This is a genomic window from Ornithinibacillus californiensis, from assembly GCF_001038485.1.
Taxonomy (GTDB): domain Bacteria; phylum Bacillota; class Bacilli; order Bacillales; family Amphibacillaceae; genus Ornithinibacillus; species Ornithinibacillus californiensis.
Genome location: NZ_LDUE01000045.1, coordinates 25,960 through 39,104 on the forward strand (window position 1 = coordinate 25,960; position 13,145 = coordinate 39,104).

9 protein-coding genes and 1 riboswitch are annotated in these 13,145 nt (G+C 35.1%); of the genes, 4 read left to right on the top strand and 5 right to left on the bottom strand.

The annotated features are described in order from the left end of the window. Positions 1 to 89: riboswitch (cyclic di-GMP riboswitch) on the bottom strand. A gap of 275 nt (positions 90 to 364) precedes the next feature. Continuing rightward, positions 365 to 3,370, bottom strand: coding sequence for an S-layer homology domain-containing protein (locus tag TE34_RS10020; RefSeq protein WP_047984686.1), 3,006 nt, complete (start codon positions 3,368 to 3,370; stop codon positions 365 to 367). Between the two features lie 244 nt (positions 3,371 to 3,614). Between TE34_RS10020 and TE34_RS21320 the strand changes: the two genes are divergently transcribed. The 3 genes from TE34_RS21320 to TE34_RS21460 all read left to right on the top strand — a co-directional run bounded on the left by TE34_RS21320 (position 3,615) and on the right by TE34_RS21460 (position 4,852). Next, positions 3,615 to 3,821, top strand: a complete 207-nt coding sequence (locus TE34_RS21320; RefSeq protein ID WP_053075049.1) for a hypothetical protein — start codon at positions 3,615 to 3,617, stop codon at positions 3,819 to 3,821. Between the two features lie 430 nt (positions 3,822 to 4,251). After that, positions 4,252 to 4,407 (top strand): hypothetical protein, encoded by a 156-nt coding sequence (locus TE34_RS21455; RefSeq protein WP_236687144.1) that lies wholly within the window; start codon positions 4,252 to 4,254, stop codon positions 4,405 to 4,407. A gap of 139 nt (positions 4,408 to 4,546) precedes the next feature. Next, entirely contained in the window at positions 4,547 to 4,852 is a 306-nt protein-coding gene (locus TE34_RS21460) for an ATP-binding protein (RefSeq protein WP_053075051.1), read from the top strand. Between the two features lie 739 nt (positions 4,853 to 5,591). Here TE34_RS21460 and TE34_RS10035 read toward each other — a convergent pair. The 4 genes from TE34_RS10035 to TE34_RS10050 form a co-directional block, all read right to left on the bottom strand. Continuing rightward, a complete protein-coding gene (locus TE34_RS10035) occupies positions 5,592 to 8,114 on the bottom strand; it encodes an S-layer homology domain-containing protein (protein ID WP_047984687.1) in 2,523 nt (840 codons plus the stop codon). Positions 8,115 to 8,490: 376 nt separating this feature from the next. Further along, a complete protein-coding gene (locus TE34_RS10040; RefSeq protein WP_047984688.1) occupies positions 8,491 to 9,210 on the bottom strand; it encodes a WecB/TagA/CpsF family glycosyltransferase in 720 nt (239 codons plus the stop codon). 5 nt (positions 9,211 to 9,215) lie between these two features. Then, the gene (locus TE34_RS10045) at positions 9,216 to 10,487 is read right to left on the bottom strand and encodes a nucleotide sugar dehydrogenase (protein ID WP_047984689.1); all 1,272 of its coding nucleotides are present in this window, start codon (positions 10,485 to 10,487) and stop codon (positions 9,216 to 9,218) included. A 30-nt stretch (positions 10,488 to 10,517) separates the two neighbouring features. Continuing rightward, the gene (locus TE34_RS10050) at positions 10,518 to 11,984 is read right to left on the bottom strand and encodes an O-antigen ligase family protein (protein ID WP_053075052.1); all 1,467 of its coding nucleotides are present in this window, start codon (positions 11,982 to 11,984) and stop codon (positions 10,518 to 10,520) included. 290 nt (positions 11,985 to 12,274) lie between these two features. Between TE34_RS10050 and TE34_RS10055 the strand changes: the two genes are divergently transcribed. Then, positions 12,275 to 13,132 carry a decaprenyl-phosphate phosphoribosyltransferase gene (locus tag TE34_RS10055; RefSeq protein WP_236687145.1) on the top strand — a complete coding sequence of 286 codons (858 nt, stop codon included), beginning with the start codon at positions 12,275 to 12,277 and terminating at the stop codon, positions 13,130 to 13,132. The last annotated feature ends 13 nt before the right edge of the window (positions 13,133 to 13,145 follow it).

Consider the following 13,145-nt stretch of genomic DNA (forward strand, 5'->3'; position numbering starts at 1 on the left):
TATGGCAGTCCAGCCGTCTTACATGATACTCATGCTTTAGACCCGTGACTTTGCGTCCCTATTTTTCAACAGGTTTGCCTTTTTCTATATATTTTTTGGTTTATTTGTACTATTTGATAGATAGTTATAATAGTCATATTAACCTATGTAATCGGCGCTATTCAACAAAATTTTCCAATTATTTTAGATTATTATGGAAAATGGTTATAAAGTCATGGTATCTATTGGCTAATAATGGGTATTTTGTCATGTGTTTTCATAGCTTTATTAAAATAGTTCTGGTAATATTGGGCACCGCCTCTCCTCTGTGTATCAAAGAAAAACCCTGTAAAGTTTTATCTTTACAAGGCCAAACATTTACTACCTATTGAATCTCTATGGTATAAGAGATTGGTTGAATTGGGATTGGTGAATTCTCAAATGAAATAATTAATTCTGCTTCTCCGGTGATTGGTGTTTCACTAACTATATCATTAATTGTTACATTATATAGGCTTAATCCGTTCAATTCTTTGGTATACTTTACACCGCCTTGTTCAACGGTTATCGTACCAGGAACACGTTTATCAGGCATTTTCAAATTATAATACTCTTTCAATGTATTAAAGCTCGTGACCTTATGGCCCAAACTATTTTTAATATATAGTCCAAGATAGTTATCTAAAGATACTGTTGCGTTGACAGAATTATCAGTGCCCATCCAATTTCCAACAATTAATAATCTATCGTTTGTTGTAATAGTTGTTGGTTCTTGAATGTCCATTGGACCTGTAGAAAATTGTATTTCCCAAAAATTAATATTATTATTATTCAGTTGATAGGTTAAATTTATCTTGCGATAGTTTCCTTTAGAGATTAGTATATTCTCTAATCCGCTGCCCGCTGCTCCAGAATAATCCTCTTCTGTACCTTTGTATGGAGTAACATAATAAAACTCATAATTAACCGGGGTGTACTGGTCAAGTTCTACGTTGATATTTACAATATCTGAATCGTTAAATTCTACAGCGTTATTTGTTTCAGAAATTGTCACACTTTCCTTGAAAAGATTATAGGACATTTCGGGTCTATCGAATTGAACATTCACATTATAAGTCCCATATGGAACACGTGTATCCTTTGATAGCATTACGTCGTAAATTGCTCCCGATACATCTTTCTTATAGATTCGAATCGGCATTAGATCATCTGCCTCTAGCGTTGCCCCTGGAATAGATACTTGAAATGGCCTGTATGTTTCATCTACCTTTATAACTTTAAAGTAGCCTTCCGCAGCCTCCGCTTTAGTCAGTTTATCAAAAAGTACATAACCATTTGTCTCAATTGATACAAATACATCTGGTGAAATATTTGCTATATAAAGGTCAGTAATCTCTATCCACATACCGTTTTCTACTAATGTTCTACTAATTTTTTTCTCTGAATATGCGGAGTCCTGAATCTGTACATAAGCAGATTCTTCCGCAAAATCATCACTTTCAATGAAGTAGGTGATTGATGAACCAGTAGTCATTTCGCTTGGCAACTCACTTATGACAGTTTCAATTTCTTGAACAACACTATCGATAGCAACTTGAGTTACTCCGTCTTCCGCGTATAATAGCTGACTTGCTTCTTCAATCAGTATAGTAAATTGGCTATAGGTATCCCCTGGGAAATCACTCTGTGGATTCTGATTAATAATCCGACCTGCCTTTGAATATGCATATTGAAGTTGAGTAAGGTCTACTACTACTTTTTTCGTCTTAAAGGTACCAACTGCAGCTTGTAGGACTTCAGCTTCACTGTCTATAGTTTGTTGGTTTTCTATCGTAACATCTACTATGTTATCAAGAACCAACTCTGCACTATTGATAGATGCTTCAAGGTTATCTATATCGCTTTGATTGTATTGTCCATCAGCACTTCCTGGGACTGCACTTTCAAGATAAAATCTAGCCTCTGTTAAGATTCGGTTTAATTGATGCTTGTCTAATACTGTCTCAAATACAACTAGTGAGCCATTGGCATATGTTGCTTCAATTTCAACGTCTACACGTTTTGTAGGATTAGTAATAGTAGCATTTTCACCTAGAACTAATGTCGCACTACTACGTATAACCAACTCATCCACTACATCATTAATTGTAACCTGGTGGTTATAAGAATCAATTACGACTGTTGAAACTGGTGCATCAATTTTTGTATTTGCTTCTGATTCAATCCAAATTGTTCCTTCTATTTTGGACTCTGGGTTGTCGGATGTAATTCGTAGGTCGGTACCACTTGTAATCTTAATATCTCCTACGAATACTGTATCACCACTTAAGTGAATCGAATTTGCTCCACCACCTGCAAATGTGTGTTCAGAGCCACTTGCATCTTTGACATTTTCTAAAGTAATATTTTCCACTTCACTGCCAATAAGCAATGTGGACACTGTAGCATTTTTAATGGTGATATTATCTCCATTAACTTCTAAACTGGATAAAGTAGTCCCATTAAAATCAAAGCTTTGTCCTTGAACGGAAGAAGGAACTACAATTGGTATATTTACAGGGTTATTATTGGATGCTGTGAACCCTGAAGTTAGTTCTATTTTTGTTATCGTGTTTTGCTGTAATGCCTGTGTAAATCCTTGATCAGAAGAAACAACTGCTGTTGCTCCATTATCCTTAAGTTGAAATTCTGATGTTTGCCCCCCATTTGAAGGCGACTCGACGGAAGGGATTTGTGTTAATTTCAGTATTTTATCTAGGAAAATAGCAAACTGTACTCGTTTTATGGTATCTCCACCATCAAAGTAACGATTACCTTCTTCGTCAACTTTCCCTACAGTAACTTGATGTTGAGCTAATATATTTACATTATTACGATGAGAAATGTCGATATCCTGTAAATCAATTAATTCAACTTCAAGATTATTATCCTGTAATTGAAACGACTTAACTAAGACGGTTGCTACTTGCTCCCTGTTAATCATTTTTTCAGGACCAAAGCTACCATTACTTCCTTGAAAGATATCAGCCTTTGTAACTGCTGCTATCTGTGATGCATATAGATGATTTTCATCTACATCATGATAGACCGAAAGTATTTCAGAAAGATTTTCTGGAATTGGTAGATTAAGAGCTTTTGTTAGCATCACGGCAACATGTTGTCGCGAGATATTTCCCCATGGTTTAAAGGTTCCATCTCCATACCCGTTAATAATTTCTCGTTCAACAAGTGACAGGACCTCACTATAGCCTTGATCATCAACTGATATGTCAGAAAATATAGTTGATGAAGTTTTTGCTGCTACTATTGGTGTGTACAGTGACAGGATAATTGCAATGATTGAAACAATGGATAGTATCTTTTTGTTAGTATGACTTTTATTACTAATCATGAGTTCCTCCTTCATCCTTTATTATTTAACTCATTATTATATTTCGACATATTTTTCAAATTGTTTAATCTATTTGTATTTGAAAGAAGTAACATTGAAAGAAGTTACATTAAAAAATCCTTGTAGAAAGTATTCATTTTGGATTTGAGGTTCAGGTGTGTAACCCGAGAAGTGGACAGAAAAAGGTAACGTAGAAAATAAAGTTGGTTATGTTCGGTATAATTTCTTTAGTACGTCACCAATAATGAATAGCTTTGAGGAATTGTCAGAAACACTTCGTGTTCAGTTAACGAAGGATAGAGAAAGGCTACACTATGAAAAAGATGAGTTAATTGAAAATCTTTGGATTAAAGAAACTAAATATTTATTAGACTTACCTTCACAAGACTATCCAGTATTTAAAGATACTGACGTAAAGGTAAATAAATATAATGAAGCTAAAATTAGATAACTCGGTTATACATATACCAAGAGCTGCAAACTATCCGGTCATTCATTTGATTTTAACATGGGACAGGTATAAAGCTGTATCTACTTATAGAGGCATTCTCAGTGAAGACTATAGACCTTATATGAATAAAAGTAGAGCAATTCCATGGACGACTGTGCTAAAGGATTGGATAAGGAAGCCTAGAGTGGTTCCTTACTCTAGGTATAAATAAGTATTTACCAGGTAGAGTACAAGATTATTTATTAGTGGACGATTTAACGCTTAGAAAAGAGAGATTAAAAGAATTAGTAAGCCTTTTGGTTACACATGACATGAAGAGAATTAATGAAGAATTCTATGATTTAATATCAGGAGAAAATGGCAACCCCTATGGGGTTAATTGATCACTTTATGATTCCCTAACCCCCTCTGAAGATAGGAGGATTGTAAAATGAGGGATCAAATCCGTTTCATGTGCAAATCGTTTAGACTTGCATACGTGGCAGATATTTACGAAGAGATACAATTTGACTCGCCAACACAATTTTTAGAGGCATTATTCACTGAAGAATTTCGTTTAAAAGAAAAAGCTAAATACAACGGTTGATTAAAAATGCAAAATTCTTAGATTCTAAGAATCTAAGTAATTACGAATGGCATGAGCAAATTAGATTTCCAGCACAATTAGATAAAGAGGAGCTAATTAGTCTTCAGTTTATTGAAAGAGGAAACAAAATGTCGTTCTAGTGGGATCGCCAGGAACAGGAAAAAGTCATTTAGCAACTGGATTAGGTAGAAAAGCATGTGAACTGGGATACGAAGTCAGATTTCTTAGGGTTTCACTTCTAGTAGAACAACTAGAGCATGCATTAATAGAAAACAAACTACCAGCTTTTAGGAGGAGATTGGAGAAGGTTGATTTAATCATTTTAGATGAGATGGGTTACTTGCCGTTTAGTAAGGAAGGATATGGATTACTATTTCAATTAATCGCGGAGTGGTATGAGCAGAAAAGTTTAATTATTACTTCTAACTTAGAGTTTAGTCAATGAGGGATCAAGGTTTGATATATAGCGAATGTTCATAAATATAAAATATGGTATATGATAATGTTTAAAGTTAGGTTTGTTTCCCTATGCTAGTCTATTAGCTTAAAAGGTATATTAACATGTTGAAGCAAAATACATAGATATAATAGAGTTTTTTTATGGTAAACCTTATATAGAATCGCGGTTACGAAAGGTGTTTCCAAAAATAAGTTGACTAGCCTAATTAAAAGTCACTGGTACTACTTTCCCTTTTACTACCAAACAATCTATCTCAATTGCTTTATATACAAGTGCAAGTAGCACAGTTATTAAGGATTAGAATAAACACTAATTAGCATAAGTTAGTGTTTAAACATGGTTAATTTATTCTATTTATAAATTCAATTAAAGATATATCTAGAATTCTAATCTTAAATTTTTTATAAAATTAAGATTATATAAAGGTTTAACAGCTGAAGATAATGAATGACAGATTTTTTAAAGTTTATTATATACCATGCACCATAGAAAGTAATAATCAATAATAAATGAAACAAGACTTCTGTAGCCTTTTTTCTACTGAACATTATGTAATTTATTTCATTACATGTAAAAGATCTCTCTTAGATTAGAAGTCTTTCTTTTAATAACCAGTTTAGATTGTCACTTTTTGATAGAATTGCCAAATTCCCGATACAAATCAGTCAAAATATGCACAAAAAAACAGAGAGTATTTAACTCTCTGTTTTTTACAAATCAATTATTAGCGAGTTGCAGTTTTTACTGTACCTACTACTAATGTATTTGAAGCACCATCTACTGGTAGAGTAGCATCGTCTAATGTTTTAACAGTAATTGTACCAGTTGCGAAGTTATAACCTGTACCAGTTACAATATATTGTGTTGCATTAGATGGGTTAACACCTACTACTAGGTTCCCAGAAGCAATTTTAGCACCGTTAATTGTTACTTCTAAGTCAGTAGCAGTTACACCAGTTACTGCTTCACTGAATTGAACTACTAATTTGTTAGAAGAATTAATTGACGCTGAAAGTAGTTCAGGTTTTGTATTATCTGTAAATGGAGCAGTTCTTGTATCAGTATCCATCACATTTCCAGCTAAATCTTGAACACCAGAGACTGTAACTAGTTTTGTTCCAGAGTTAGAAATTGTACCTTCAGGAACAGTAATAGTTGCTAATGTCTTGGCTTGATTTAAATAGATAGTAGTTCCAGATGGAAGAGTTACCCCATTAATTTTATAGTTTGCAAAGTATGTCGCAGATCCAGTAACATTTCCGCCTTTAACTGGTTCACTAAATAGAACTTCGAAAGTGCCTTTACTAGTTTCATTCACAGATGTTACTGTTGGAGCACCTGAATCAGATGAGTCACCAACAACGAACTGAATAGTGTGTGCAACTGTAGCATTTGGAGTGTTTGCTTCATCCGTAAACGCGCCAGCACCAATAGTTAAATTATAAGTACCGTTTGTGAATTCAGAAGCATTAAATACTACTGTATCTTCACCTGCAGCTACATCAACTGCTGCAATTAATTCTGTATCTGGTGATCCAGCAGCTGCAGCAGCATCAGTTACATCATATCTTACACCACTTGAGTCAGTTACAAATAATTTACCATCAAAATCAGCAGCTAATTCAGCAGCTAATCCTTCACTAAATGTAACAGTTAGTAATTCTGTATCTGAATCATATTCAGCTTTTTGAGCTACTGGTTTTACAGTATCTTTTACAAGAGTAACACTATTTTCATATTTAAGACCAACGTTATTTTGAGCATCTTTGTAACCTTCAATTACAACTCTTAGAGTTGAAGAAGTTTCACCTGCTGCATAAACATCACCATAAGCAAGATCAACACTGAAAGTTTTATTATCAGATGTAGCTGGAGAAGAAGAGATTAAGGATGCACCTTTATAGACTTTAACTGTTGTGCCGTCTACAAGGTTACCACTTAACGCTTCATCAAATTTTACTTCAATAGTAGTTTCACCATCAGCTTTAACTGAAGTAACTACTGGCATTTCGTTCACGATAGAATAAGTAAACGTTGAAGAATATAAACTCATAGCATTTCCAGCTAAGTCAGTTGCGCCAGATACTACTACAGTATATGATTCTTTGTTAGATAGAGAACTAACAGCTGGATCTGCAGCAGCAATTGTTACAGTACCGTCACCATTGTGTGTAACGTTAGCTTCATTAACAGTTACTTCATTTAATACGATATCTGGTTTTACAGATTCATTTAAACGCTCACTAAATGTTACAGTAACATCTCCACTTTCATCTGATTTTACAGAAGACACAGTTGGAGCTTTAACATCTTTGAAAACAATAGTTTTTGATTGAGCTGAACCTAATGTGTCGCCATTAGCCAAAACTAATGCTTTATTTACTGCAACTTCGTAAGCTGTGTTATTGCTTAGAAGTCCACCAGTAATTGCTCCATTAGCTCCTAATTTAATAACAACTGATTTCTTATCACTACGAAGTGAAACTTTATCGTCATTTGCCAATGCATCAGTATCAATAGAGTAGTTACCGATTGATTCAGCAGATGCTTTGTTTAGTTCTTTATTAAAGGTAACAAGAATTTCATTAGCGTTAATCGCACTTACACTTACAACTTCAGGATTAGCTACTACTTCTAGTGATTTAAACAAGAAGCTAGCAAATTGTCCACGAGTTACAGTTGCTTTAGGATTGAAATCTTCTAATTGATTAGTAATTCCTAAGTTTGCTAGAATTTGAACATTAGCTTTGTGAGTTGAACTCACGTTATCTAAGTTTACATCTACATCAGCACCAGTAGATGATAGATCGAAAGCATTAACTAGAGTTGAAGCCATAGCTTCACGAGTTAATTCTTTATCGATTTGGAATTCACCGTTGCTACCTTTGAATACGCCAGCTTTTGCAACTGCTGCAATATAACCAGCATATTGATGATCAGCATCAACATCTGAGAAATAGTCTTCTACTTCTGATGCATCTAATGCTTCTAGGCCTAATGCATTAGCAAATAGTACTGCTGCATGTGCACGGCTTAGGTCTTTACCAGGTTGGAAAGTACCATCTTCATAACCTTTGATTACTCCTTGTTCAACAAGACTAGTAATCGCTTCATAGTGTGAATCTCCAGCTTTTACATCTGTAAAGCTAGTGTCTGCTGCAATTGCAACAGGAGCGATTGCTGCAACTGCAGCTGTTGCTGCGATTGATGATGCAGCTAATTTACGATAAGTTTTCTTATTACTCATAAAACTTAATCCTCCCTTTTTTAAATAAAACTATTATTTTGTCTATCTTTCTAGGACTTTATTATGTATCGAGAAAAGAACTTATGTAAAGTCTAGAAAAACAGCAATTAACCTACTAATCTATTGGTTCCTACTTAGTATAGTGATTGCAGCGAATTTTGTCAACAAGTTAATAGGAAATTATTACAAATAATTCAACAATTTATTGTAGATTTCTAGAAAACCAACTTTTTAGCTAGGAACAATTTATATTTTACTAGATTAAATTATTAGAATCAAGCGTTATCATACAAATTTCCTAGTTTAATAGGTTGAAAATCTTGGTAATAGTTCCATCCCGTCCTATTATATAGAAGGAAATGGAAACTTATGATTATTATTTCTTATTTTTTAATACCATAATTAAAAATTTTGGCAAGGCAAGTTGTCTCTTCCACCGGGATGGTTCTAAAATCAGACGATACAACCATTCCAAACCAAATTTTCTAAATCCAGCAGGAGCTCGTTTAATGGAACCAGATAAAACATCAAATGAACCACCCACTCCTTGTAATACTTTCACATTTAATTTCGAACGATTTTCTCGGATCCATTCTTCTTGCCTTGGACTGCCCATTGCTACAAATAAAATGTCGGCTTGGGAATTATTGATTTCTTCAATGATTTCAATTTGTTCTTTTTTATAGCCATGGATGACTCCAGCTATTTTTAAATTGGGGAATTGTCTAAGCAGTTCCTCCATTGCCTTATCAGCAACACCTGGTTTTGCACCGTAAAGGAAAATACTTTTTCCTTGGTTAGCGGCTTCCTTTACCAATTCCATCATTAAATCAATTCCGGTAATTCGGTCTCTAATGTCTCCACCTTTTAACTTTGAGGCAATAAGTACTCCGACCCCATCCGGGATTTGATAATCGGCGGAATTGATTAGTTCTCTCAGATGGTCATCCGCTTTGGCTTTCATAATCTTCTCCGGGTTAACCGCAACTATAAAGGATTGTTTTCCTTCATTAATATAATGAAATAATTGTTTCACTAAACTGTCGTATGTTTCATTCGATACATCAACGCCTAGTATTGTTTCTTTCTTTGGCATGTTGTTCACCTATTCTTTGCATCTCCTAAACGAATAAATTGGAATCCTGCTTCGCGCCAGTCGATTTCGTCTAGTAAGTTTTTCGTATCGAATACCACTCGGCGGTTCATCGCTTGTCCAACTTCTTCTGGGTGGTACTCTTTAAATATTTTATGATCCGTTAGAATTACTGCAATATCTGCCTCTTCAATAACTTCTTGTAGAGAGAGTACTTGATGTGGTACACGAACGTCTTTGATATGTGGATCAAATACTTTATAGCTAATTCCTTCCTTATTAAGATGTTCCATAATTGTTAAGGATGGACTTTCGCGCATATCATCTACATTACCTTTGAAGGATAATCCTAGTAAAGCAACTTTAGGATTAGTAATTCCTTCAGTCAGCTGCTTAATTTTATCTACTGTATAAGCAGGCATGTCATCATTTGTGTGACGTGCAAGTGTAATGATTTTTGCAATATCTGGCTGTAACTCAGCTAGGAACCATGGGTCAACTGCGATACAGTGACCTCCTACACCAGGCCCTGGTTGGTGAATGTTTACACGTGGGTGATAATTCGCAAGTTTAATTGCTTCCCAGCCGTTAATACCAATTCGGTCACTGATTTTTGCAATTTCATTTGCAAAAGCAATGTTTACGTCGCGGTATGTGTTTTCAATAACTTTTACCATTTCAGCAGTCGTTGCATCTGTTAGGTGAATTTCACCTTCCACGAAAGATTTATATAGTTTTTTTGTTAGCTCAGAAGATGTTGGGTCAATTCCTCCAACGATACGGTCATTTGAAACTAACTCTTGAAAGATTTTTCCTGGAATAACTCGTTCAGGTGAGTGAGATACATAAAGTTCTTCACCTAACTTTAGTCCCGTTTTTTCTAATACAGGAAGCATTACATCTTCTACTGTTCTAGGTGGTACGGTTGATTCTAATATGACTAAGTTTCCTTTTTTAATGTAAGGCACAATGCTTTCTGTTGCTGTGCGTACATAATCAAGGTTTGCTGTTTTATCTTCACGAATTGGTGATGGTACAGCAACAATGAAGACATCCGCTTCTTGTGGTTCTGTTGATACTGATAAGTTTCCTGAATCCATTACTTCTTCTAAAGCTTCTTGTAAGCCTGGTTCTTCAATATGCAATTGTTTCTTGGCTAAAGTTGCTACTGCTTTTTCATTTACATCCATTCCATGGACTTGGAAGCCATGTTTTGCAAACATAATTGATGTTGGTAGTCCGATATATCCTAGTCCAATAACACATATTTTTTCCATTATATTGGTCCTTCTTTCTATAAATACTATTGATTAGTTATTTTCACGTCTTGGTACAAGTGGTTCGCTCTTTCCTCTTCTAACTGTTTCTAACCATGCTAATAGGGCGAAGAAGATCATCGGGAAGACTTGGTTTTCCCATACATTGTAAACAATGCCAACGACTCCAATAAATAACCAGAATAGAATGGCTACGTTGATTGTCTCTGGATAGTTTTTGCGCATAGTCCACATACGATACCCGATATTCAAAAGGAATAAGGCGAATAATAATGTACCGATGATACCTGTTTGTACAATAATTTGAATGTATTGGTTATCGGAGTAGAAATCCTTACCCATATAATAGTAGATATCGTTCAGTCCGTAATCTTCATAAATTGGTGACGAGTATACGAGTGCTGCAGAATCTCCAAATGTACCGAAGCCGGTTCCGATGATTGGGTAGTCCTGTAGAATTTGAAATCCTACTCGAACAAAGAACATGCGACCGGTATTTAGCGTACGATCAAATTCTTCGGAATCAACATCAAGTCGATCACCTATTCCACCTTCTCCTTGTACCAAGTTCGCTCTATCTTCGGCACTTAGGGAGTTATAAACTAATTTATCTCCTGCTACCATTGGTAAGTAGACCAGAACAAAACCAGCTACAACAACAATCGCGAACTTCTTCAGTAGCTGCCAATTTCTAGTTAGCAGGAAGAATGCAACGAAAGCTATCATTGCGCCTAGCCAGCTTCCTCGAGAGAAAGTTAGTAGGAATGTACCGAATGATAGTACTAATGGAACATAGTAAATTTTCTTTTTTGTCATTTGTAATAGTATCAAACTTGCGATAACAGCAACGAACATGTATAGTCCCATTGAATTCGGGTTACCTAGAAGACCATAGATACGATCTGCGTTTGCTGGTGAAACGAATTGTTCCTTCCATGCTGTTGGTAAGAGCCATTGTCTTTGGGATAGTTTTTCAATAAACCCATGTACAGTTAGTACTGCAGCTACTCTTAGGATTAACTTTAGTATACGGAACATATCTTCTTTGTCCCATGAAAGTCGTTTTATTCCATAGAAAAGTAAGTACATCGTTAGAAACTTTCTTAATTGGAAGACAATCGCTACTAATTCTACTCCTGTGATTAGGGCTGCGATTGCTCCTACTACGTTGAATAGGAGATATGCCCATTCAAACCATTGCAATTGGAAGATTGATTTGAAGTCCTTTCTTCTAACTGCATCAAATAATACTCTAAGTACTAATACAAATATTCCAATATCCCCTGCTAGTTTTAAGCCATCATTTATTTCGACTAGGAAAGGTCGAAATGGGAAATAGATGAATAGCATTGGGATTAATAATTTTGGTTTTAACCATGCAACTGCGGCAAAAAAGATAACTGATAAGATCATAGCTATATTGCTAGGTAAGACTAGTCCTACTAATAGTAATACAACAGTTGCAATGATGATGTTTGTGAATTTCAGCCAATTATCCATTCCAGTTCCTCCATGTGCATTTTACAAGCATAACAAAACGGTGTGCTTTTATTTTTCGCTACACACAACTAATTATCCACTTGTATTTCTCTTTGTGCAATTCTTATCATATTCTATCATAAAACGTATCATATGGCGTGTGTAAAATGTATTAAATTCTTATTACGTGTGACATAATTTTTACACATTTGGGGGGACAGTCCCTCTGTGAATGACTTCACAGAGGGACTGTCCCCTCAATATATGCTATAATGTTGAGTGACATTTTTAGGTTAGGTGAGGAGATAGATTTGCAAACATTATCCTTATTAATTCGACAGTTGCGGCCGAAACAATGGACGAAAAATTTGTTGGTTTTTGCTGCGTTATTGTTTTCTTTTCAATTTTTACATATTGAATCCATTATGCTCGCGCTTTTTGGCTTTTTTGCGTTTAGTTTTGTTGCTAGTAGTATTTATATTATGAATGATTATATGGATATAGAGGCTGACCGGAACCATCCGACGAAGAAGAATCGGCCGATGGCATCTGGTAATTTGAATCTGCGAGTTGCTTTAGTTACTGGTGGAATGTTATTAATTGTAGCGATGGTAGCATCCTTGCTAATTAATTCGTTGTTTTTTCTCATCTTATTGGTGTATTTTGTAGAGAATATCTTATATACCTTTAAATTAAAGCATGTCGTGATCATTGACATGATGCTTATTGCCTTTGGATTTGTTTTACGAGCTATTGGTGGTGCAGTAATTATTGATGTTCCGTTTACTCCTTGGTTCTTATTATGTGCGATGCTGCTTTCGTTGTTCTTAGCAATCGGAAAGCGTAGGCATGAGCTTACTATTGAAAGTAATAATCATCGTAAAGTGTTGGATGATTATTCACTACCATTTTTGGATCAATTGATGAGTATCGTGACCGCAGCGACAATAGTTAGTTATGCGGTATTTACATTTACAGCCGGTGAGACGGTACATTTAATGTGGACCATTCCTTTTGTGATTTATGGGATATTTCGATATTTGTATTTGGTGCATATTAAGAAGCAAGGTGGTGCACCGGAAAAGGTATTGCTGGAAGACAAGCATATATTAGTAACCGTGTTGTTATATGTTATTAGTGTTGTCATTATCTTAACGTTTTTTAACTAGAAGGAGAGATTAC